At 55.5% G+C, this 22,200-nt stretch carries 20 protein-coding genes and 1 tRNA gene; 6 read left to right on the top strand and 15 right to left on the bottom strand.

What is annotated here, in order from left to right; all coding sequences use genetic code 11:
• Positions 1-173: 173 nt before the first annotated feature.
• From IAD09_00490 to IAD09_00420, 15 genes are all read right to left on the bottom strand, one after another.
• A tRNA-Asp gene (locus IAD09_00490) sits at positions 174-250 on the bottom strand.
• Between the two features lie 183 nt (positions 251-433).
• On the bottom strand, positions 434-1,612 hold the full coding sequence (locus IAD09_00485; GenBank protein ID HIT80715.1) for an aminopeptidase P family protein: 1,179 nt from the start codon (positions 1,610-1,612) through the stop codon (positions 434-436).
• Positions 1,613-1,650: 38 nt separating this feature from the next.
• The gene (locus tag IAD09_00480; protein ID HIT80714.1) at positions 1,651-2,934 is read right to left on the bottom strand and encodes a UDP-N-acetylmuramoyl-tripeptide--D-alanyl-D-alanine ligase; all 1,284 of its coding nucleotides are present in this window, start codon (positions 2,932-2,934) and stop codon (positions 1,651-1,653) included.
• 208 nt (positions 2,935-3,142) lie between these two features.
• A complete protein-coding gene (locus IAD09_00475) occupies positions 3,143-3,646 on the bottom strand; it encodes a sigma-70 family RNA polymerase sigma factor (protein HIT80713.1) in 504 nt (167 codons plus the stop codon).
• A gap of 138 nt (positions 3,647-3,784) precedes the next feature.
• Positions 3,785-5,077: an AmpG family muropeptide MFS transporter gene (locus IAD09_00470; GenBank protein HIT80712.1), complete on the bottom strand. Its 1,293-nt coding sequence runs from the start codon at positions 5,075-5,077 to the stop codon at positions 3,785-3,787.
• Positions 5,077-6,039, bottom strand: coding sequence for a DUF4922 domain-containing protein (locus tag IAD09_00465; GenBank protein ID HIT80711.1), 963 nt, complete (start codon positions 6,037-6,039; stop codon positions 5,077-5,079). The genes IAD09_00470 and IAD09_00465 overlap by 1 nt, the downstream gene beginning before the upstream one ends.
• On the bottom strand, positions 6,026-7,492 hold the full coding sequence (locus IAD09_00460; GenBank protein HIT80710.1) for a glycosyltransferase family 2 protein: 1,467 nt from the start codon (positions 7,490-7,492) through the stop codon (positions 6,026-6,028). The genes IAD09_00465 and IAD09_00460 overlap by 14 nt, the downstream gene beginning before the upstream one ends.
• Positions 7,493-7,499: 7 nt before the next feature.
• Positions 7,500-8,333: an N-acetylmuramic acid 6-phosphate etherase gene (gene murQ, locus IAD09_00455; GenBank protein HIT80709.1), complete on the bottom strand. Its 834-nt coding sequence runs from the start codon at positions 8,331-8,333 to the stop codon at positions 7,500-7,502.
• Between the two features lie 2 nt (positions 8,334-8,335).
• Complete coding sequence (locus tag IAD09_00450) at positions 8,336-9,184, bottom strand: ATPase (protein HIT80708.1); 849 nt, start codon at positions 9,182-9,184, stop codon at positions 8,336-8,338.
• A 70-nt stretch (positions 9,185-9,254) separates the two neighbouring features.
• Positions 9,255-10,568: a SpoIID/LytB domain-containing protein gene (locus IAD09_00445; GenBank protein HIT80707.1), complete on the bottom strand. Its 1,314-nt coding sequence runs from the start codon at positions 10,566-10,568 to the stop codon at positions 9,255-9,257.
• Positions 10,565-12,040 carry a sodium:solute symporter gene (locus tag IAD09_00440; protein ID HIT80706.1) on the bottom strand — a complete coding sequence of 492 codons (1,476 nt, stop codon included), beginning with the start codon at positions 12,038-12,040 and terminating at the stop codon, positions 10,565-10,567. Before IAD09_00440 ends, IAD09_00445 begins: the two co-directional genes overlap by 4 nt.
• Positions 12,041-12,127: 87 nt before the next feature.
• Positions 12,128-12,883 carry a hypothetical protein gene (locus IAD09_00435; GenBank protein HIT80705.1) on the bottom strand — a complete coding sequence of 252 codons (756 nt, stop codon included), beginning with the start codon at positions 12,881-12,883 and terminating at the stop codon, positions 12,128-12,130.
• A gap of 10 nt (positions 12,884-12,893) precedes the next feature.
• Positions 12,894-13,307, bottom strand: coding sequence for a biopolymer transporter ExbD (locus IAD09_00430; GenBank protein ID HIT80704.1), 414 nt, complete (start codon positions 13,305-13,307; stop codon positions 12,894-12,896).
• 15 nt (positions 13,308-13,322) lie between these two features.
• Complete coding sequence (locus IAD09_00425; GenBank protein HIT80703.1) at positions 13,323-14,036, bottom strand: MotA/TolQ/ExbB proton channel family protein; 714 nt, start codon at positions 14,034-14,036, stop codon at positions 13,323-13,325.
• 37 nt (positions 14,037-14,073) lie between these two features.
• Positions 14,074-14,787, bottom strand: coding sequence for a pyridoxine 5'-phosphate synthase (locus IAD09_00420; GenBank protein ID HIT80702.1), 714 nt, complete (start codon positions 14,785-14,787; stop codon positions 14,074-14,076).
• A 182-nt stretch (positions 14,788-14,969) separates the two neighbouring features.
• On the opposite strand from IAD09_00420, the gene IAD09_00415 reads away from it, so the two are divergent.
• From IAD09_00415 to infB, 6 genes are all read left to right on the top strand, one after another.
• The gene (locus tag IAD09_00415; protein HIT80701.1) at positions 14,970-15,839 is read left to right on the top strand and encodes an NAD kinase; all 870 of its coding nucleotides are present in this window, start codon (positions 14,970-14,972) and stop codon (positions 15,837-15,839) included.
• 161 nt (positions 15,840-16,000) lie between these two features.
• On the top strand, positions 16,001-16,321 hold the full coding sequence (locus IAD09_00410) for a hypothetical protein (GenBank protein HIT80700.1): 321 nt from the start codon (positions 16,001-16,003) through the stop codon (positions 16,319-16,321).
• Positions 16,322-16,551: 230 nt separating this feature from the next.
• A complete protein-coding gene (locus IAD09_00405; protein ID HIT80699.1) occupies positions 16,552-17,265 on the top strand; it encodes a DUF45 domain-containing protein in 714 nt (237 codons plus the stop codon).
• 186 nt (positions 17,266-17,451) lie between these two features.
• Positions 17,452-17,919: a ribosome assembly cofactor RimP gene (gene rimP, locus IAD09_00400; protein ID HIT80698.1), complete on the top strand. Its 468-nt coding sequence runs from the start codon at positions 17,452-17,454 to the stop codon at positions 17,917-17,919.
• 1 nt (position 17,920) lies between these two features.
• On the top strand, positions 17,921-19,189 hold the full coding sequence (gene nusA / locus IAD09_00395; GenBank protein ID HIT80697.1) for a transcription termination/antitermination protein NusA: 1,269 nt from the start codon (positions 17,921-17,923) through the stop codon (positions 19,187-19,189).
• 108 nt (positions 19,190-19,297) lie between these two features.
• Positions 19,298-22,171 (top strand): translation initiation factor IF-2, encoded by a 2,874-nt coding sequence (infB, locus tag IAD09_00390; protein ID HIT80696.1) that lies wholly within the window; start codon positions 19,298-19,300, stop codon positions 22,169-22,171.
• Positions 22,172-22,200 lie beyond the last annotated feature (29 nt).

The following is a 22,200-nucleotide window of genomic DNA, read 5'->3' as shown; positions in this document are numbered from 1 at the left end:
CCGGGACCAATGTCCGGGAACTTTCCAACAAATTTCAAACGACGCGGAAGGACACGAACTTGCGATTCCGGCACAAGCGACCGCAACTCTTATATCCCCCGGTCGCAGGTCGCGCAAAGCAAGACATTTCAAGTATATACATAAAAAAGCCCCGAAGATTATCGAGGCTTTTCTGGCGGTGCGGACGGGACTCGAACCCGCGACCCCATGCGTGACAGGCATGTATTCTAACCAGCTGAACTACCGCACCTTTTTGAAGTATTCTTTTCTTGGCCACCCGGCTCTCTGCCGAATTGCGGTGCAAAGATAGTGATTTATTTTTTCTCCGCAATAGCTTTGGCCTATTTTTTCATATTTTTCGATGAATCTCCTATCCCGCCGGGGATATGCGCGGAATAGGAGATTTTAGGTGTGCCACAATACAAGCAAGCCATCAATCGAGCGAACGAATTTCTTCTTCACAATTGGTGAGGCGCTCCACGCCATCGTCGGTGACCAAGAATGTGTTTTCGATGCCGACAGGGCCCACTCCGGGAATGACGAACTTGGGTTCGAGAGCGAATACCATACCGGCTTCGAGCACGTCGCGGGAACGTGGGGCAAGCACGGGCTGCTCATTGATTTCGATGCCCACACCGTGACCGACGAATCCGGCTTTTTGACGATGTCCCATAAAATAGTCTTCGACCTTCCGGTCACGGGCTATCGCCAAGGCTTTGTCGTAAAGCTCCGACGCAGCGACTCCCGGTCGCGCCATCGACATGACGGCCTGTTCGATTTCGAGAGAGACGGCATGTGCATGACGGGCTTTTTCGGGTATCTCACCCAAGGAGTAGACCCGGGAAAGGTCGGTCATATAACCGGTGAAATTACCATTCACATCGACCATGACCGTCTGACCGGGGTGTATGGTCGTACCGTTGCAGCCTATGGGCAGCGAATCGTCGAGGCCAGCGCCTCCCATGGCAAAATCGTAGGGGGTGGGGGTGTCGGCATTTTCGCCTGCCAGGACATTGCCCATGAATATCTCCATGCTCCGCCCGAAAATGCGGAATATGCCCAACGAGCCATGCTGACGCGCGGCACGCTCGATTTCGATCGAGAATTCCAAATCGGTCATACCGGGGGTATAGAGTTTGGGAATGTGACGATAGAGCATGTCGTGCGAAGCGGCCGACTGCCGAATCATGCCGATTTCGAACGGTGTCTTCACCGCCCGCACCTGGCGAATCAATGCTGTTCCGCCCGGCAATATGCGCGAGGAGGGAAAGGCCGACGCCAAGCGGGTGTATTCGTTATAAGAGAGGGAATCGCCCTCGACAAGCAAGGTTTGCGGAAGCGGGAGTCCCCGTTTCTGCATCTCTTCGATTATCTGCTCGGGCTTGCGTATGTAGACGACATTGTCGCCGGCGAGCCCCACGGGGCGACGCACGAAATAGATCATGTCGCCTTCGGCCGGGACATAGGTATAGCCACAGAATACCCGACTCGACGTGTAGTAGAGATTGGCATTGTCGGCAAGAAGCAAAGCGTCGGCCGGCAGACGACGCAAAGCGGCTTGAATCTTTTCTTTCCGGGCAAGGGCCTCGGAGGCAAAAACGGGATTATACATATTCATGGGTATGAAGGTTTTTTGAACGGATTTTCACATTACAAATATTCTATGCATCTTTCGAGTTTCATAAAACGGGAACCTTTGATAAGGAGGGTCCGATCCGCAATGGGGTTGGCTTTGAGAAACTCGACCAGGGCATCGGTATCGGCAAAAGAGGTCATCGTGCCGGCCGCTTTCGAGAATTCACTTCCGACCAAGATGACATCGAGCGAGGGTTGCTGACCAAGCCACTCGACGATGCGGCGATGTTCCGACTCACTGTCGGCACCCAATTCGCCCATATCGCCCAAGATGACCGTCTTGGCGGGGAAATCCGCGGTCAGGAAATTGTCGAGTGCGGCTCCCATGCTGGTGGGGTTGGCATTATAGGCATCGACAATGAGGGTATTGCGGGCGGTGCGCACCAGTTGCGAACGGCGGTTGCGGGGCTCATATTCGGAAAGCGCCCGGGCTATGTCGGCCGGAGCGACCCCGAAATAGGCCGCGACAGCGGCAGCGGCCAGAGCATTGGGGAGGTTATAACTGCCAATGAGCTGCGTATCGACGGCATAGGTCTCGCCTTGGGTCGTGAACGAGAATGAGAGGCAGGGCGAACAACCGGTGAGGCAACCCGAAACCGACAGACCCGGCGTGGTACCGTACTCGGCAGCCACAAGGCCGGCGGCCCGCTGCGACAAGATTGCGTCTTCGTGATGCAAAAAGACTTTCCCGCCGTGACGCCGCAAGAAATCATAAAGTTCGCATTTGGTGGCAACGACCCCCTCGAAAGAGCTGAATCCCTGCAAGTGGGCTTTTCCCACGTTGGTAATCAATCCGAAATCGGGCTCGGCTATGTCGACCAACTCGGCAATGTCGCCGGGGTGACTGGCGCCCATTTCGATGACGGCCATCTCGCAGGTGTCATCGAGCCGCAACAAGGTGAGCGGCACACCGATGGAATTGTTGAGATTTCCCTCGGTGGCAAGCACCTTGAACCGACGGGAGAGCGATGCGGCCATCAACTCCTTGGTCGTGGTCTTCCCATTGGTGCCGGTGACACCCACCACGGTGCGTCCCCACTCGCGGCGATGGCATCGAGCCAAGGCTTGCAAAGTCTGCAATACATTGTCGACCAGGATATAACGGTTGCCGGCGACAACCGAGGGGTCGTCGACCACGGCATAGGAACAACCGGCCTCCAACGCAGCGGCGGCAAAACGGTTACCGTCGAAGGTATCGCCACGCAAAGCAAAAAACAATGCGCCGGGAGGGCAATTCCGACTATCGGTCGTCACGCTACGGTGCGACTTGAACAGGCTATATAAGGATTTTATATCCATCGTCAAGCATAAATTTTTACGACGGCGAAAATAATCATTTTTACCGGATTCTTTTGCTGCAAAAAGAAATTTTTCAAGGCAGGGAAAAAGGATCGCATTCGAACAACGGCGCAGAGGAAAGCGACGGGAAAGATGCCTTCATTCGAGCAACGGGGCAAGGGAAAAGCGGCAGGGGAAAAGGAAAGTTTCTTCCCTCCCCTCCCCCGATTTATTTCCGAAAATCCTTCAACGTCACCTGCAACTGCACGCGACTGGCATGAATGCGGCTCTTGACGGTGCCCAACGGGATACCCATCTTCTCGGCAATTTCCTGATACTTATACCCCGAGAGGTAGAGAGCCATAGGTATCTTGAAGGGTTGGTCGAGCGTATCGACGGCCCGACGTATATCGTTGAGAAAAAGAGTCGTCTCGGTCGAATTATCGGGGGAGGACTCCACAAACGACATCAGACTCTCGATGTCGTCCTTGCTCATATAACAGCAACGGCCTTCACGACGGATCATATTGAAAAACACATTCCGCATAATTGCATAAAGCCAGCCCGACAGGTTGGTTTCATCGGTATACATCTGCGCCGATTTGAGCGCACACAACAGAGTCGACTGCAACAAATCTTGCGCATCGTCACAGTTCCGAGTCAACCGGTAAGCCCACCGAAGCATTTCGGCACGACTGCCGACCAAATACTCGGCCATTCTTTCTTTTTCCATTCAATAACAGTCTGCTTTTGGGGTAAGCCCACACTCGTTCTTGTCGTATATTATATGCATTGTATAATGTATATCACACAACCGCAGCCTGTTGTTCGACACGAGGTGCGATATTTTTTCGGGTAAGCGACAAACGGATTATTTTTCAGACTTGTTTCCGGGAGATTTCAAGCCGAAATTTTCCGGAATTTTCAGAAACGGCAAAAGAACAAAAACGGGAAGCGTACAAATCATAATCCACACAAAAAAGAAGGTATATCCCACCCAATCGGCAATCCAGCCGGCCACCATGCCGGGCAACATCATACCCAACGCCATGAATGCCGTGCACAACGCATAATGGGCGGTGGCATGCGCCCCCTCGGAGAAGGAAATCATATAGAGCATGTAGGCCGTAAAACCAAAACCGTAACCCAGCTGCTCTACGGCCACACAGGCATTGACAACCACGAGGGAATCGGGTTGCAGCAGCGACAGATAGACGTAGACGAGATTGGGCAGCGTAAGCATCAACGCCATGGGCCACAAACAGCGGCGCAAGCCATAACGGGATACCACCCACCCGCCAATGAGTCCCCCGACGGTAAGTGCTATCACCCCCACCGTACCGTAGACAAAACCCACCTGCCCCGTCGTCAAAGCCAGACCTCCGTCGGGTCTCGCATCGAGCAAGAAGAGGGACGACATTTTCACCAACTGGGCCTCGGCCAGCCGATAGGTCAACAGGAAGAGCAGAGCCACCCCGATACCCGGCTTGCGGAAAAAGGAACGGAACGTCTCCCCCAATTCACGCCATATATCGGCGGCTACCGCAGAAGCCTTGTCGGCCTGCGGACGCGGCAGGAGAAAGAGATGATAGAACGCAAACACGAAGAAAAGCAAGGCCATGATGCCGAAGGTCAAGAGCCAAGCCACCTCAACCCGGGTGTAAACTTCGAACAGGCCGGCCAACATCACCAGTAATCCTTGCCCCGCAATCATGGCAATGCGGTAAAAGGTACTGCGTATACCCACGAAAAATGACTGCTGGTGCGTGTCGAGAGCCAACATATAGAATCCGTCGGCGGCGATGTCGTGGGTGGCCGAACTGAACGCCATGAGCCAGAAGAAAGCCAACGTCGCCCGAAAGAAAAAGGGCGCCGGCAACGTAAGCGCCACGCCGGCCATCGCCGCACCGACAAGGAATTGCATGGCGACTATCCACCAACGCCGGGTGTGCAATATATCGACAAAGGGGCTCCACAACGGCTTGATGACCCAAGGCAGGTAAAGCCAGGCCGTGTAGAAGGCAATATCGGTGTGGGAAATACCCATGCGGTCATACATGATCACGGCTATCGACATGACGGCCACATAGGGAATGCCTTCGGCCAAATAGAGGGTGGGCACCCACGACCACGGCGAACGGGAAAGGGCGGGAACTGATTTCATCACTTCGTTTTTTTCAAATGTTTCAAACAGGCGTGCAACCATTCCGGGTCAGCCACCTGGCCGAGAATATCGGACATCTCGTCGGGGGTGAGGGCATCGAAATCCTGTTTCCGGGGCGTAATGACGACCCCCGCCATATCGACCGCCCCGGGACTGATGAGACGACTCCCCGCCCCTTCGCCGCCATACTGGGCGGGACGGTGACGGGTACGCAACACCGCCCAGCAACGCCATCGGCCCTCGGAAAAGGCACAAAGCAGGTTGACGGGCAGCTCAGGGTGCCCGGCCGGAACGGGCAAGAGGGTTTCAATCTCGTGCCAGAACGATTGCATGGCGTCGAAGTCCTCTCCTTCAAAGACCAACATCGCCGCCGGCCAACGGGTAAGCCACGAATAGAGAATGCCTCCTCCCCACCGTTCGCTCTCACCTTGGTCTTTCACCAGTTGCTCCCATTGCGACTCGATGGGTACAAAACCGCGGTTCCCGGCCTGAAAGTGCATGTGGTCGGGAGCCGAAGCGCCACAACGCGGGCCGTTGTAGAAGACGACATACCGGGGCATCTCCGAAGCCAGTTGCAACAGGTCGCCGAAACGTCCGGCCAGCAACTGCGGGGTGTGGTCGCAGGCCGGCAACGTAAAATGGCGGGGAAATATCGGATAGGGATTGACCAGCAACTTGTATCGCCCCCCGACCGGCAGAGAAAGTTGCTCGACAGGGCGATGGGCATCACACAAGAAACACGGCCTCCCGGCAACGGAACGGGCATCGACCTTGGAAGCGGTGGAACGGATACGCGCCGGATTCCACTGCACCCGCACGGGTACGCCGCCAACCTCGAAAGAGCGTTCCTGCAAATGCCGCAACGCCTCGTAACCGGCTGCGACAAACGGCCACTCCCGCAACTGGGTCTCAAACAAGGTCTCGGCCTCATCGGCCAACAAGCGCAAACTATCGGTCTCCATGGTGCAACTGTCGACGGGCGGCCACTTCCATGGCCCGCAAACTATCTTTATAGGCGTTGTTCCGGTTGATTTGCTCGATGTCGAGCGCCGCGTCGGAGTTTCCCTCCCAGCGGCGACACAGGTAGAGCGACTCATAAATGCGTCCGATGCGGTATTCGCGCGAAAGGCGCAACCCCACGGCATAGTCCTCGCCGTAACTTACATCGGGGAAAGGATAGCGACGCAACAAGGGGGTATAGAAGGCACGCGGAGCACCCAATCCGTTGATGCGCAAAGCGTTGTTGGGGCCGTTCTCATCGCTCCACTCCCGGTGGTCGATAAGGCCGGGGGGCAGCGGGCGCAAGTGCCAGTCGGTAAGTTCATAGCTTCCTATCACCATGGCACACTTCTCGCGGCGGAACGTGTCGAGGATACGACGCAATACATGCGCGTCCTTATAGAGGTCATCGCTGTCGAGCTGCACGACATGGCGCCCGCAGGCGGGGTGATTCACGGCATAATTCCAACACCCACCGATACCCAACTGCCGATTTTCGGGTACCAGATGCAGCAGGCGGGAATCGGCGACAGCCATCGAATGCAGCAACTCGGTCGTCCCATCGGTCGAATGATTATCGACCACGATGATATTATAGGTAAAATCGCCCTCCTGTCCGGCCGCCGAAGCCACGGCATCGGCAATGGAACGCACCCGGTTGTAAACGGGAATGACCACCGACACATCGACGGGGAAAGCGGCATCTTCACCCTCCACCGTGCGCGTCACAGGCGGCAGGTAGGCGCCGATGGCCCGCAGATGCCGGGTGCAGACGGCCTCCATCTCGACCTGCACCGCCCGATTCCGGGGGTCGACATAATCGAACTGCCGTTCGCCGCAAGCCACGGCAACGGCACTTTCGGTGTAAAGCCGCTCGCGCAAATGGAACAGCCGGCCTCGCCGCGAAAGGCGCAGGCGGAGGTCATAAAGGGCGGCATACCGGTAATCGTCGTCCATCTCCGAAACGACGGAGGCAAAATCGGCCGCCCGCAGGAAAAGTAGCGGGCCAAAATCGAAATCGTCGCGCAACGAACCTTCATGGCAGTCGATGCGAGGCAGGGGGTGGCAGGTATCTCCGCACAAGCTCCACGAGTCGGCGTAAACAAACGGCGCCGCCGTATCGGCAGCCACAGCCAACAGGCGGGAACAAAGGTCGGGTTTCGGCACAAACGCTTTCCCGGGCAATGCCAACAGCACATACCCGTCGCCCGCTTCACGAGCCATGCGCCGCAACACGGACGTAGAAAAAGGGAATCCGCCGGAGAGGGTCGTGCAACCGGGCAGAGCGGCGGTGCCGTCGGCTGCAAGCAAGAATATCGACTCCACTTCGGGCGAAGCCGAAAGCGCGTCCACAGCAGGACGCAACGCCTCTTCGGAGGTAAACGAGAGGAAACAACGTATCGGGCGACTCTTCATGGCGGTTTTATTTTTCGGACGAATGATTTTCCCTATACACCTGCACGGCGCGGCTCACCGAGCCGTAGAGCAGCAGCAATTCACGGGCTTTGTCATAAGGAAGTCCCGTCGACTCGGCAATCATGCGGGAGCCGCGGTCTATCAGTTTCTGATTGGTCAGTTGCATGTGCACCATGCGATTGTCTTCGACACGCCCCAGCCCAATCATCGTCGAGGTGGAAATCATGTTGAGGACCAGTTTCTGCGCCGTACCGGCTTTCATGCGGGTGCTTCCCGTCACATATTCGGGGCCGGTGATGACCTCGATGGGTATCTCGGCCACTTGCGATACCGGGGCTCCGGGGTTGCAGGTTATCGACGCCGTGAGAATGCCGGCTTCCCGGCAACGGCGCAATGCCCCAATCACATAGGGGGTCGTTCCCGATGCGGCGATGCCCACGACCGTGTCGAGCGGGGTTATCCCATGCGACTGCAACTCTTCCCAGCCTTTGCTTTCGATGTCTTCGGCCGACTCGACCGAACGTCGCAAAGCGATGTCACCTCCGGCAATGAGCCCGATGACCCGGCCGGGAGGCATTCCGTAAGTGGGTGGTATCTCCGAAGCATCGAGCACGCCCAGGCGGCCGCTGGTCCCGGCACCGAGATAGAAAAGCCTTCCGCCCTCGCGCATACGGGGCAGGAGTTGTTCGACCAGCCGGGTGATTTGCGGTATGGCCAGTGCCACGGCATCGGCTATCTTATGGTCTTCGGTGTTGATTTCGGTAAGTATCTTCTCTACCGATTTCTCTTCGAGATGATGGTAGAGCGAGGGATATTCGGTGAGTTTCTGAAATTTTTCCATGTCTATTGTTCCGAGATTCGCCCGGCATGATATTGAGCCAATGCCTTACCAGGAGAGGAAAGTATCGTACCGACCTCTATCGACAGCGAACGGGCGACCTCCCGCAACAAGTCGGCATAATGGTACGCGACCGACCCGACCAGGTGCACGGGACAGCCCTGACTGGGATATGCAAGGATATTGCGGCGGAAAAAGGCTTCAAACCGTGTGGAGACCAGCCGATGGAGATAGGGGTCGTCGAGGTGCTCGTGAATGAAGGGAGAAAAACGGGCCATATACCGGTTGGGCATGGGGCGCCGGTAAACGGCGTCGAGCACTTCTTCCTGCGTAAGCGGGTAACAATCGAAAAACTGCCGAGCAAGCGGCTCGGGCAACAGCCCTTTCAGGGCATCGGCCAGCAAGTGTTTTCCCAAGTCACTGCCACTCCCCTCATCGCCGAGGAGGAAGCCCAGGGACGGGACTCGCCGGGTAATGTCACGGCCATCATAGTATCCCGAGTTCGACCCGGTTCCGAGAATGGCCACAATGCCCGGCGCATCGCCGCAAAGGGCGCGGGCCGCCGCCAGCAAATCGCTGTTCACCTCGACCGTCTCGGGGCCGATGACCCGATGCAGTTGCACGCACAGCGTCTCGGCAGGACGCCCCACGCAACCGGCTCCATAGAAATAGACCTCGGTGATGCGCTCGATGGGCAACTCGACAAGGACTTCACGGGTAAGGATACGACGCACCTCATCTTCGCCGAGGAGATAGGGATTGATACCCGCAGTGCGGAACGTGCGTTCCACCCCGTTTCTTCCCACCAGCGACCATTCGGTCTTGGTCGACCCGCTATCGGCGATCAATATCATAATCGGTCTCTTGTTATCTTGCGCAAGGTAATGATTTTTTTAGAAACTTCACTGTTTCTCCGGCAAGAAATCAGTGATAATACACATCGAGAGAGGTTCCGGGATAATAATGGCGAAGTATCGTGCGGTAATCATATCCGCGATGGGCCATCACGGCGGCGCCGATTTGGCAAAGACCCACGCCATGCCCCCAACCGGCTCCGTCGAAAACAAAATCATCGCCTTCGCGCCGCACCACGAAAGCCGAGCTATACAAGTGCGTGGGCGACAAGATGCGGCGTATGTAGAGTTCCTTCCCGACAATCATTTCGCGACGTGTGCCGATGATACGCAGGCGCACGATGCGTGCCGAAGGTCCCCGCTCGACAGGTTCGAGCGCGAGTATGGTCCCGAAGTCGATACCCGAGCGGCGGGCTACCAGCGACGAGAGTTCCGCCACGGAATAGCGCACCTGCCAGCGGAAGAAATCGGGGGTTTCGCGGTCGTAACTGTTGAGCACCTGCGAGAGAATGGCGGCATCACGGGTATTGCAAAAAACATCGGGACGGGTGGCGATGAAACGACGAGCCTCGCTCTCGATGGTGAGGTCGGCCGAGCGATGGCCGCCGGGAGCGTCATAGACCGGCCGGAGATAATCATGCGGCTCATTGCCCCAGCAATTTTCAAAACGTTCGGTCACACCGCCGCAGCATTTCGAGAAACGGGCATCGCACACCTCGCCCGCATAGCACAACACCTCTCCACGCGTCGAGGCCACCGCCTCGACCACCTGCGGAGTGGCCACACGCGTCAGCCCCTGATAACGCTGGCAATGGTCATCGGCACAGACATCGAAAAGGGTATGGTCGCCACGGTCGTACCAGCGGACTATCTCGCCGGGAGAGTCGATTTTCCCGCGCGACCGGCGAGCCGCCTGACGGCGACCGATGAGACGGGGCAACTGGGCCAACAGCCAACTGCGTGAGATGACGGCATGCGCTTTCAACAATTCGAGCGACGAGGTCGCATTCATTTCCGAGGAGATGACACTGGTCAGGTAAGTTTCGAGGGGCACTTCGTTGATGGCATGGATTTCTCCCCCATCGACCACAAGACGCAAAATCCCGCCGAACGTCTGGCACTCCTGCCGCTGCCAATGGAACTCGACCCCGATGGTCACCTGGGGCAGGTCAAACAGGGCATCGGGAGCGGCCGGAAGCAGCGTGAGCGTGTCGAAACTGTCATCGCCCAGACAAAGGTTTTTCCCGTCGGAGGACAATCGGGCCTGATATTCTCCCGCGGGGAAGGTCCGACCCTCCGGTGTCGCGAAGGTATCGTGCAGACGGAAATTCAACGTCGTGTCGTGCTGAATACCGACCGTGATATGAGGTTCTTCTTTTATCATCGTTTATTCATGAAATAAGGCGCAACGGGTCGGCCGACAGCCAAAAGCATCAATCCGACAAAGGTTATCAAGCCGTTCAACATCAACAATTCATAGCCCATGTAATAACCACAGGCGGCGGCAAGCCACCGTTGCAAAAGATAGCACAATATGGGTGAGGCAAGAGCCACCCAGGGAATATAACGGTCGCGCGGAGAGCCTTTCATAAAGAGGCCATATACGAAAAGGCCCAGCAACGGCCCGTAGGTATATCCGGCAATCGTATAGATGGCGTCGATGACGCTGGTATCGTTGAGCGCCTCGATAACGCACATGATAGCAAAAAAGAGCAGCGAAATAGCGATATGGGCCCGTTTGCGAATGGTCACGGCCTCATCGGCCGGGCGACGATTCACGCCCAGCATATCGACACAAAACGAAGTCGTGAGTGCCGTCAATGCCGAGTCGGCGCTCGAAAAAGCGGCCGCCACGATACCCACGCTAAACAGGAGCAACACCCCGAAACCGAGATGGTCGGTCGCCATCATCGGCAACAGTTCGTCGGTCTTTTCGGGGAGAGCGATTCCCTGCTCCCCGGCAAAAGCGACCAGCAAAATGCCCAATACCAGGAAGAGCAAATTGACCGGCACAAAGGCGGTGCCATAGATATACATGTTCTTCTGCGCTTCGCGCAACGTGCGTATCGAGAGATTTTTCTGCATGATGTCCTGGTCGAGCCCCGACATGACTATGGTAATGAATATCCCGCTGAAAAACTGCTTGAAGAAATTCTGCTTCGTGTGCCAGTCGTCGAAGACAAAGATGCGTTCGAGACCGCTGTTGCGCACCGTATCGACAACATCGCCCGCACCGAGGTGCATGCGCGTCATAAGCTGGACAAGAATGAGCAACAGGGCTCCTATCATGAAGAGCGTCTGCAACGCATCGGTGCGCACAATCGTGCGCATGCCGCTGCGATGGGAATAGAGCCATATCAGGAGCACGACAACCAACGCCGTGAGCCAAAAGGGAATATGCCAATCGGCCAGCACGATGTGCTGCAAAATCATGACGACGAGGTACAGGCGGGCAGCAGCCCCGATAATCTTGGAGATGAAGAAAAAAGCGGCGCCGGTCTTGTATGAACGGATTCCGAAACGGCGTTCGAGATAGGTGTAAATCGATGTGAGTTCGAGGCGGTAGTAGAGCGGGAGCAAAACGCGGGCGATAATGATATATCCGACGAGAAAGCCCAAGACCGTCTGCATATAGGTCATATCGATGGTGAGCGGCATTCCGGGCACCGAAATGAAGGTCACCCCCGAGATGGAGGTTCCTATCATGCCGATGGCCACCAGCCACCACGGAGAGGATTTACCGGCCAAGAAGAAATTGTTGTTGTCATCGGATTTTCCACCCGAGAAACGGCCGATAAGCAACAGTACGGCAAAGTAGGCGGCTAATATGACAAGTAAAATGATTCCGTTGTTCATCGCATCATTCAAGTCCCATCGGATTGCTTTTCAAGACGGGCGACAGGCGTCGAAACGCATGCCGGCCGACCGTTTTCAAGGAAAGAATCAGTTCTGTTTGAAATAATAGGTAATGCTTCCCCACTGGTTTTCATTGCCCGATGCCTTGCGTTCAAAGACGGCGCGACGGGCAGCGGCTTCGGCGCGGCTGCGCAAAGTGGCATTGGAAGCGGCAGTCCCCTTGCTGCCCGAGGGGGTGACATTGGCCTGCACGACGCGGCCGTCGGGAGCGACAAGCACTTCCACGACAATGGTTCCCTCGTCGTTGGTGCCTGAATATTCGGGCTTGGGCAAACGCCCCACGAGTCCGCGGCCGCCCAAATCGTAATCGCCATAACCGGGCGAACCGACCGTGGCTCCCGCGGCCGCATTGCCTTGGGGCGAGCCTTTCTTTTGGTCGTTCGCGGCTATGCTGTCGGCCGTTTTTCCCTTGCTGAGGGCATCGGCCCAAAGGTCATCGATGGGCGAAGTCTCGGGCTCGGGTTGCGGCTCGGCCTTCTTCTCCGAGAGGTCGGGAGCCACCTCGGGCTCGGGTTTCTCCTCATCGAGCGAGACCGTCTCTTCGATGTCCTGCGTAACAACCGGCTCGGCATCGACGGGTTGGGGCGGAGGTGCGGCCGCCATCGGCGTAAAGGTCCCGGCTTCGGCATCGATAACGCCGAGTTGCAACACGATGCCGCTGCCGTCGTCTTCGCGAATCTCCGGAGCCGACAGGGTATAGAAAAGCAGCAACAGCAAGATGGCCACATGCACTGCTATCGTCACCGCGGAGGCAATCAACCGATTTTTCTTTTTTTCTTCCACGTCTTGTCTTTTACTCTTTCACGGGTTGGGTAGCCAATACCATGCGCAACTGGTTGTCGCTGGCGACATTGAGCACTTTCATGATTTCGCGGTAGGGCACACTCTCGTCGGCATAAAGGGCGAAATACATTTCGGGGTCCTGATTGCGCGCTTCAATCAAATAGGCCGCCAGTTCTTCATAAGCCACCTTCACGGCTTTGGACTTCCCCACCGAGACATAATAGTTGAGCGAAGCATCAATCGTGACACGCGCCAAGGGTTTCACGCTCATCTCCTGCTTGCTCTGCGGCAGGTTTACCTTGATGGCGTTGGGGAACACAAAGGTCGAGGTGACCATAAAGAATATGAGCAGGAGGAAAATCACATCGGTCATCGATGCCATGCTGAATGTAGCTTCGATGCGGTTTTTGCGTTTAAGAGCCATGGCAATCCTCCTCTCTTATTTCTTGTTGGCGGGTTCGTTGAGCAAATCCATAAACTCCATGGTACTGGCTTCGAGCTGGTTGACAACCGTATTGACCCGGGAAACCAGGTAATTGTAGGCAAACATGGCGATGATACCCACGACCAATCCGGCCACCGTCGTGACGAGGGCTTCGTAGATACCGCTCGACAACGTGGTGATGTCGGCGGCTTCACCGGCGGCCGCCATGCTGTAAAAGGCATTGACCATACCGGTTACCGTGCCGAGGAAGCCGAGCATGGGAGCGCCGGCGGCGGTGGTGGCTATCCAGGTAAAGCGGCGTTCGAGCTTGGCCACTTCGATATTTCCCACATTTTCGATGGCGACCAACACGTCGTTCATGGGACGACCCAGACGGGTGATACCCTTCTCGATAAGGCGGGCGACCGGAGTGGGGTTTTTCTTGCAAAGGTTCAGCGCCGAGTCGATGTCACCGGCATGTATGTAGTCTTTGATGCGTTGCATGAAGGTGTCGTCCTGACGGGCGGCATCGCGCAAGACAAGCCACCGCTCGACGAAGATATAAATCGTCACCAGGGAAAGCAAAACGATTGGTATCATGATGAAACCGCCTTTGAGCGAAAGCGACCACAAGTTGAGCGGCGGCACGGCGGTTTGGGCTTCGAGGGCCGCAGCCTGCACGGGTTCCACCATGTTGGTTTGAGCCAAAAGAGATAACAAAAGTGTCATGGCAAGTTTTTTTGTGTAAAGAATTATCGTATGAGATTTATTTCAAGCAATCCAAATAGCGACGAATCGTCTCTTCGAGGCCATAATAGAGGGCGTCGCATATCAAGGCATGGCCTATCGACACCTCATCGACATAAGGAACCTGCTCGTGGAAATAGCGCAGGTTTTCGAGGCTGAGGTCGTGACCGGCATTTACTCCCATGCCCAACTTGTGAGCCAACTTGGCGGCTTCGACAAAGGGGGCGACGGCCTTTTCCCGGTCGGCGGCATAGCCCGAAGCATAGGGCTCGGTGTAGAGCTCTACGCGGTCGGTTCCCGTCTTGGCGGCCCACTCAATCATTTCGAGGTCGGCATCGACGAATATCGAGGTGCGTATGCCGGCATGGTTGAAACGGTCGACCGTCTCACTGAGGAAATCGAAATTCCGACGCGTGTCCCACCCCGCATTGGAGGTAATGGCATCGACCGCATCGGGGACCATGGTCACCTGGGCCGGTTTTACCTGCAAGACGAGGTCGACAAACTTGCCGATGGGATTGCCTTCGATGTTGAATTCGGTGTGCAGGGCCGGGCGCAAGGCATAGACGTCGGCATAACGGATATGGCGTTCGTCGGGGCGCGGGTGCACGGTAATGCCTTGCGCGCCGAACTGTTCGCAATCGAGAGCGACCTTCAACACATCGGGGACTTGCCCGCCACGGGCATTGCGCAAGGTGGCGACTTTGTTTACATTTACGCTGAGTTGTGTCATAATAACATTAGGAGTTATTCCGTTTTTCGGATTTCGATATGCGGGTACTGTTTTTTTTCTTACTTTTGTACACGAATATTACTCGCAAAAGTAATAGCTTTTGTTCAATTTTGAAAAAAACTATTCCACATTTGCAGCATATTTCACAAAATTTCCACTCCCAAACGACCAGCACCGCTCCCATGAGAATCGTCATTTTCGGAAAATCCTACGCCACAGACAAAAAAGAAGAAATCAACACCCTGTTTTCTTCTCTGAAAAAATACGCCCCCCAACTGCTCATCGACCGGGAATTTCTCAGAATCATGCACGACATGGGCATAACAGAACCGGGAGCCGCGGTTCTCTCGGGAAATGATTTCGAAGCCGACATCGCCCTGAGCCTCGGCGGGGACGGCACGTTCCTGAAAACGGCCGAGCGCATCGGTGACAAGGGAATCCCCATTCTCGGCATCAACCTCGGCCGCATGGGTTTCCTGGCCGACGTACAATGCAGCGAGATGGCACAGGCCATCGACGAAATCATGGAAGGGCGCTATCACATCGAAGAGAGAGCCCTGCTGCACGTCTCCGACGGCAGCCACGCCGCGTGGCCCTATGCCCTGAATGAGGTGGCCGTGCTCAAACTCGACACCTCTTCGATGATTACCATACACGCCTATCTCGACGGCTCGTTCCTGAACACCTACCAGGCCGACGGTCTGCTGGTCGCCACCCCTACCGGCTCGACGGGTTACTCCCTGAGCGTGGGCGGCCCCATCGTCGCCCCCAACGCGGCCAACTTCATCATCACCCCCGTGGCACCGCACAGCCTCAACGTGCGGCCACTGGTCATTGGCGACAATGCCGAGATAACGCTCGTGGCCGAAGGTCGCAACCGCCATTTCCTGGTGAGCCTCGACGGCCGCTCCGAAGAGAAATATTCGGGCGAAAGCATCACCCTGTGCAAGGCCCCTTTCCCCATACGCATCATCAAACGCGACAAACACCTCTTTACCGACACGCTGCGCAAGAAACTCATGTGGGGGGTCGATTTGAGAAGCAACGGATAAACGCGTCTCCGCCCCGTCCCCGCCTTTCGACCTTCGCCTCCAATTCCCGGGAAACTATTAATTTAGTTTTATTAACTAAACAAATCATACATTATCTCCCTAAAAAAGGCAAAAACGATACAAATTTTACTACTTTTGTCATACAAGCCAAAATTATTTGTATGATAAACAAAAGACCCAACAAAAGAGAATTGGCCGCTCTTTTGCAAGCCATGATTATACTTTCGGGAAATCGCCCCTCATGCAACAAAGACAAACACAACCTCATCGAGAACGTCTGCAAAAAATACGACTTCTACCCCGAAATCCTGGAAATCACATCGGTCGACCCCTATGAGGTATTCGGAAACATCGAAGAGCTCGAAACCCGCCTTCAATTTGCCAGCTATCTCATCTCACTGGCCGACCCGGGAGATGACCGTTACATCGAAGCCAACCACCTCTCCTACCTCGCGAAACTCCTCTCCATACTCTGCCGGTAAGGTAAGTCAGGGACGACGAGCACCATGTTTTTGCGGCAATCGGACCCGCACACAGGGGAAACAGCCGTCGCCGTAAACCGCCGCGACTTCCGGTAAAAGAGGCACCCATGAGAGAGTGCGCGGCAACAGGGCGAACGATTTCTCCATGGGGAATTGCCTTTGTAACGACTTCTGAAAAGAGACGGCATCGTGCACAACATCTTTCCCGACATTTGCATAACTTTGCCGACATGAAATCTTCCACCAACACCATTACCGACCCCGAGTTCGGACTCATCACCCTGCGCGAACGCGCCACAGCGCGGCACCTCATTTTCAGGGCCCGGAACGACAGCCTGTCGGTTACCGTTCCGCCGCACACCCGCCGGGAGGCGGTGCTCAAAATCATCGACGAAAAACGTGACGTCCTGCGCAAGCTCATGCGCCGAAAAAGACAATCACTTTTAAGTCCGGGCGACATGATCCCCACCCGCACTTTCACCATCGAAATATCGAACGGCACATATACGAACGTATGCAGCCGGCAACTCCCCGGGAGGGTGCTCATCATGGTGCCTGCGGGCATCGACTGGCGCACGCCCCTCATGCAGAAGGCCATCGCGCGGGAAATACACCGGCACCTCAAAAAAGCCGCCGAGAACTTCCTGCCCCAACGGCTCGAACAGTGGGCCCGCCAAACGGGCAACCGCTACAACGGCGTAATCATCGGGCGAGGAGTCCGACGCCTGGGCGCGTGTCGCAGCGACCGCCGCATCACCCTCTCCTACCACCTCATGTACCTGCCCGACCGACTCATCGACTACGTCATTCTGCACGAGCTCGCCCATCTGAGCGAGATGAGCCACAACGCGCGATTCCATGAAATATGCAATTGCTATTGCAACGGAAACGAGTTGATATTGAGAAAAGAACTACGCCAGTTTCCCTTCCCGACCGGGCAATGAAGGAAGGGTATATTGTTAAAAAACAATAAATATTCATATCAAAAACCTCTTTCGCGTACAAAATAAGAGAGGAAGGTTTGCGCACACCGAAGGAAATGACTATATTTGCCTCGTAAATGAGCCGCGTAAGAGAGGGGACAAGTTTGTCCCCTCGTTTTATTCTGAACCGGCCGATAACCTTGTGATATGATAGACACCCAGATTGTAGAAGAAATCGTGAAAGAGGGCATTGCGGCAACCGACCTGTTCATCGTCGACATCACCGTCTCCCCCGACAACCGCATCGTGGTCGAAGTCGACAACGACGAAGGCGTGGACATAGACCGCTGCACCGCATTGCACCGCTTCATCGAAAGCCGTCTCGACCGAGATGTCGAAGATTATGAACTTGAAGTCGGCTCGGCCGGCATAACCTCGCCGTTCAAAGTCGTGCGGCAGTACAAAAAAAACATCGGCAATGAAGTCGAGGTGCTCACCCGCGCCGGGCAGAAACTCAACGGCGTGCTCAAAGCCGCCGACGAAACGGGCTTTGTCGTCACCGTCACCAAGAAGGTGAAACCCGAAGGCGCCAAGCGCAAAATCGAAGTCGAAGAAGATTTGACTTTCCCCTACAACGAAATTAAATATACAAAATACCTAATCAGATTCAAATAAAATGGCCAAGAAAGAGGAAACAATCAGCATGGTCGACACCTTCGCCGAATTCAAGGAACTGAAAAACATCGACCGTACCACCATGATCAGCGTGTTGGAAGAGTCTTTCCGCAACGTGTTAGCAAAGATGTTCGGTACCGACGAAAACTTCGACATCATCGTCAACCCCGACAAAGGCGACTTCGAGATATGGCGCAACCGCGAAGTGGTCGAAGACGACAAGGTCGAAGACCCCAACCTGCAAATCTCCCTGTCGGAAGCGAAGAAAATCGACGCCGACTATGAAGTGGGCGAAGAGGTGACCGACGAGGTATTCTTCGAGAAATTCGGCCGCCGTGCCATTCTGAACCTGCGCCAGACTCTCGCATCGAAGATTCTGGAACTCCAAAAAGACGCCATTTACAACCAATACAAAGACAAAATCGGCCAGCTCGTCAGCGCCGAAGTATATCAAATATGGAAAAAGGAGATGCTCCTCATCGACGACGAGGGCAACGAGCTCATTCTTCCCAAGACCGAGCAGATTCCCGGCGACTTCTACCGCAAGGGTGAAACCGCCCGCGCCGTCATCTTGCAGGTCGACAACAAGAACAACAACCCCAAAATCATCGTGTCGCGCACCTCGGAAAATTTCCTGCACCGACTCTTCGAGCTCGAAGTGCCCGAGATACACGACGGCCTCATCACCATACACAAGGTGGCCCGCATTCCCGGCGAACGGGCAAAAATCGCCGTCGAATCGTATGACGAACGCATCGACCCGGTAGGCGCCTGCGTAGGTGTGAAAGGGTCGCGCATACACGGCATCGTGAGAGAGTTGCGCAACGAGAACATCGACGTCATCAACTACACGACCAACACGTCGCTCTTCATACAACGAGCCTTGAACCCCGCCAAAATATCCTCGATACGCCTCAACGAAGAGGAGAAAAAGGCCGAGGTGTTCCTCAAACCCGAAGAGGTATCGCTCGCCATCGGAAAAGGCGGCCTCAACATCAAACTCGCCAGCATGCTCACCGGCTACACCATCGACGTGTACCGCGACATCGACGAGGGCGAAGAAGAAGACATCTACCTCGATGAATTCAAAGACGAAATCGACGAATGGGTCATCGAAGCCCTGAAAAGCATCGGCTGCGCCACCGCCAAGAGCGTATTGGCCAAGAGCCGTGAGGAGCTCATCGAAGGCGCCGACCTCGAAGAAGACACGGTCGATGAAGTCATCAAAATTCTGAAAGCGGAATTTGACGAAACCGACGAGGAGGCATAACCCTCCGGTTTCCGCCCATCGAGCCGAAAAGCTCGGGTTCTATGCTCTCGCAGCCACAAGAGGAAAAGAAAAGTGGCCAACCAGATTCATCAACGTTAAAATGGAACTATGTCGATAAGGTTAAATAAAGTAACAAGAGACTTAAACGTAGGCATACAGACGGTAGCCGCGTTCCTGCGAAAGAAAGGTTTCGAGATCGAACTGACCCCGAACACCAAAATCACCGACGAGCAATATGAATTGCTCGTCAAAGAATTCAGCTCCGACAAAAACCTGAAAATCGAGTCGGAACGCATCAGCCAGGAACGGCAAAAAGAGAAAAAAGCCGCACAGGAAGAGAGTAACAACGAGCCTCAGGAAATCGAGACAATTATCGACGAATCGCTCAAACCCCACATCAAAGCCGTCGGCAAAATCGACTTGGACAGCTTGCACAAGAAGGCCGAAGAGCCCAAAGCGCAACCCGTAGAGGAACCTGAGGTCGAAGAGCCGGAAGTTACCGTAGAGTCTCCTGTTGAAGCCCCGACCGAAACATCGGAACCCGCACCGGAAGAAACCGATGCCGAAGAAGACGACACCTGGAACGATGAAGAAGAGAGCTACGACGAAGAAGACGATGAGCCCGAGGCAGAAACCACGACCGAAGAGGTTGAAGGCCCAAACGAAGTAACGCAGCAAGAAGCCGCAGCAGAAGCGTCGGAAGAAACCAAAGAGGCCGCTCCTGCCGAGAAAGGCGACAATATATTCAAGTTGAGCACGGTCAAGACGCCGGGTATCAACGTCGTCGGCAAAATCGACCTATCGGCCATCAACCAACAGACCCGTCCGAAGAAAAAAAGCAAAGAAGAGAAACGCAAGGAGCGTGAAGCCAAAGAAAAACAGCGCGTCGACAACAACAAGCGCCCGGCCACGCCACCAAACGACAATACCGAAAACGACGGGGAACGCAAAAAACGCAAACGCATCAAGAAAGAGCGCATCGACATCGAACACAATATCGACAACTCTTACAGCAGCGACCGCCACAACAACGGCAAACAGCAACAGCCCTCGAAGTTGAAAAAGCCCATAAAAGCCGAAGTCAACGAAGAAGACGTGCAAAAACAAATCAAAGAGACCCTCGCCCGCCTCACCGCCAAAGGTCAAAAGAAAAGCGCCAAATGGCGGAAAGAGAAACGGGAAGCCTTCTCGACCAAAGCCCAAGAGGCGGCCGAACGGGAGATGGAAGAAAGCCATATCCTGAAACTCACCGAGTTTGTGACGGCCAATGACCTGGCCAGTCTCATGAACGTGCCGGTAAACAATGTCATCGCCACCTGCATGAGCCTCGGTATCATGGTATCGATCAACCAGCGCCTCGACGCCGAGACCATCAACATCGTGGCCGAAGAATTCGGGTTCAAAACCGAATATGTGAGCGCCGAAGTGGCCGAAGCCATGGAAGAAGAGGCCGACCGCGAAGAAGACCTCACGCAGCGTCCGCCCATCGTGACCGTCATGGGTCACGTCGACCACGGAAAGACCTCGCTCCTCGACTACATACGCAACGCCAACGTCATCGCGGGTGAAGCAGGAGGCATCACCCAGCACATCGGCGCCTACAACGTCGTTCTCGATGACGGCCGTCGCATCACCTTCCTCGACACGCCGGGTCACGAAGCCTTCACCGCCATGCGTGCCCGCGGTGCCAAAGTCACCGACATCGCCATCATCATCGTGGCTGCCGACGACAACGTCATGCCCCAAACGGTCGAAGCCATCAACCACGCCTCGGCCGCGGGCGTACCTATCGTCTTTGCCATCAACAAGATAGACAAGCCAAACGCCAACCCCGACAAAATCAAGGAGGAGCTGGCCAACATGAACTACCTGGTCGAAGAGTGGGGCGGAAAATACCAGTCGCAGGACATCTCGGCCAAGAAAGGAACCGGCGTGAAGGAACTGATGGAGAAGGTGCTGCTCGAAGCCGAAATGCTCGACTTGAAAGCCAACCCCAACCGCCGGGCCACAGGTTCGATTATCGAATCGGCCCTCGACCGCGGCCGCGGATATGTAGCCACGGTACTGGTCGAAAACGGAACCCTGCACACGGGCGACGTCGTATTGGCCGGCACCCAGTTTGGCCGCGTCAAAGCGATGTTCAACGAACGTAACGCCCGCATCAAGGAGGCCGGGCCTTCGGCACCTGTGCTCATCTTGGGATTGAACGGCGCCCCCACGGCCGGTGACCAGTTCAAGGTATTGGAAAGCGAGCAAGAAGCCCGCGAGATTGCCACCAAACGCGAACAGTTGCAACGCGAACAGGGTCTGCGCACCCACAAGCTGCTCACCCTCGACGACATCGGACGCCGCATCGCCATCGGCAACTTCCAGGAGTTGAACATCATCGTGAAAGGCGACGTCGACGGTTCCATCGAAGCCCTCAGCGACTCGCTCATCAAGTTGTCGACCGAGGAGATACAAGTCAACGTCCTGCACAAAGCCGTAGGCCAAATCTCCGAATCGGACGTCACCCTGGCTGCCGCCTCCAACGCCATCATCGTCGGCTTCCAAGTGCGCCCCTCCATGGCCGCCCGCAAACTGGCCGAGAAAGAGGGCGTCGACATACGTCTCTACTCGATTATCTACGACGCCATCGAGGAGGTAAAAGCCGCCATGGAAGGCATGCTCTCACCCGAAATCAAGGAAGAAGTGACCGCCACGGTCGAAGTGCGCGAGACCTTCCACATCTCAAAAGTGGGTACCGTTGCCGGCGGTATCGTGAAAGAAGGCAAGATAAAACGCACCAACAAGGTGCGCCTCATACGCGACGGCATCGTCATATACACCGGCGAGCTCGGCTCACTCAAACGCTTCAAGGACGACGTGAAAGAAGTTGCCTCAGGCTATGAGTGCGGTCTCAATATCGCCAACTACAACGACATAAAGGTAGGCGACCTTATCGAAGCCTACGAAGAAGTAGAGGTTAAAAAGACACTCTGACAAAACCCGATAAGGCGGCTTCTGCGACA

The organism is Candidatus Caccoplasma merdavium (assembly GCA_018715595.1).
Classification (GTDB): Bacteria; Bacteroidota; Bacteroidia; order Bacteroidales; family UBA11471; genus Caccoplasma; species Caccoplasma merdavium.
Note: the sequence above shows the minus strand (reverse complement) of the source record. Positions and strands in the feature narration are given on the sequence as shown.

Excerpts from the sequence above, each read along its gene's own strand:
- infB (HIT80696.1), top strand. The coding sequence starts at position 19,298 with ATGTCGATAAGGTTAAATAAAGTAACAAGAGACTTAAACGTAGGCATA.
- IAD09_00430 (HIT80704.1), bottom strand. The coding sequence starts at position 13,307 with ATGGCTCTTAAACGCAAAAACCGCATCGAAGCTACATTCAGCATGGCA.
- IAD09_00420 (HIT80702.1), bottom strand. The coding sequence starts at position 14,787 with ATGACACAACTCAGCGTAAATGTAAACAAAGTCGCCACCTTGCGCAAT.
- IAD09_00425 (HIT80703.1), bottom strand. The coding sequence starts at position 14,036 with ATGACACTTTTGTTATCTCTTTTGGCTCAAACCAACATGGTGGAACCC.
- rimP (HIT80698.1), top strand. The coding sequence starts at position 17,452 with ATGATAGACACCCAGATTGTAGAAGAAATCGTGAAAGAGGGCATTGCG.
- IAD09_00450 (HIT80708.1), bottom strand. The coding sequence starts at position 9,184 with ATGATATTGATCGCCGATAGCGGGTCGACCAAGACCGAATGGTCGCTG.
- IAD09_00440 (HIT80706.1), bottom strand. The coding sequence starts at position 12,040 with ATGAACAACGGAATCATTTTACTTGTCATATTAGCCGCCTACTTTGCC.
- IAD09_00465 (HIT80711.1), bottom strand. The coding sequence starts at position 6,039 with ATGGAGACCGATAGTTTGCGCTTGTTGGCCGATGAGGCCGAGACCTTG.
- IAD09_00415 (HIT80701.1), top strand. The coding sequence starts at position 14,970 with ATGAGAATCGTCATTTTCGGAAAATCCTACGCCACAGACAAAAAAGAA.
- IAD09_00480 (HIT80714.1), bottom strand. The coding sequence starts at position 2,934 with ATGGATATAAAATCCTTATATAGCCTGTTCAAGTCGCACCGTAGCGTG.
- IAD09_00470 (HIT80712.1), bottom strand. The coding sequence starts at position 5,077 with ATGAAATCAGTTCCCGCCCTTTCCCGTTCGCCGTGGTCGTGGGTGCCC.
- IAD09_00410 (HIT80700.1), top strand. The coding sequence starts at position 16,001 with ATGATAAACAAAAGACCCAACAAAAGAGAATTGGCCGCTCTTTTGCAA.
- IAD09_00485 (HIT80715.1), bottom strand. The coding sequence starts at position 1,612 with ATGTATAATCCCGTTTTTGCCTCCGAGGCCCTTGCCCGGAAAGAAAAG.
- IAD09_00405 (HIT80699.1), top strand. The coding sequence starts at position 16,552 with ATGAAATCTTCCACCAACACCATTACCGACCCCGAGTTCGGACTCATC.
- nusA (HIT80697.1), top strand. The coding sequence starts at position 17,921 with ATGGCCAAGAAAGAGGAAACAATCAGCATGGTCGACACCTTCGCCGAA.
- IAD09_00460 (HIT80710.1), bottom strand. The coding sequence starts at position 7,492 with ATGAAGAGTCGCCCGATACGTTGTTTCCTCTCGTTTACCTCCGAAGAG.
- IAD09_00445 (HIT80707.1), bottom strand. The coding sequence starts at position 10,568 with ATGATAAAAGAAGAACCTCATATCACGGTCGGTATTCAGCACGACACG.
- murQ (HIT80709.1), bottom strand. The coding sequence starts at position 8,333 with ATGGAAAAATTTCAGAAACTCACCGAATATCCCTCGCTCTACCATCAT.
- IAD09_00475 (HIT80713.1), bottom strand. The coding sequence starts at position 3,646 with ATGGAAAAAGAAAGAATGGCCGAGTATTTGGTCGGCAGTCGTGCCGAA.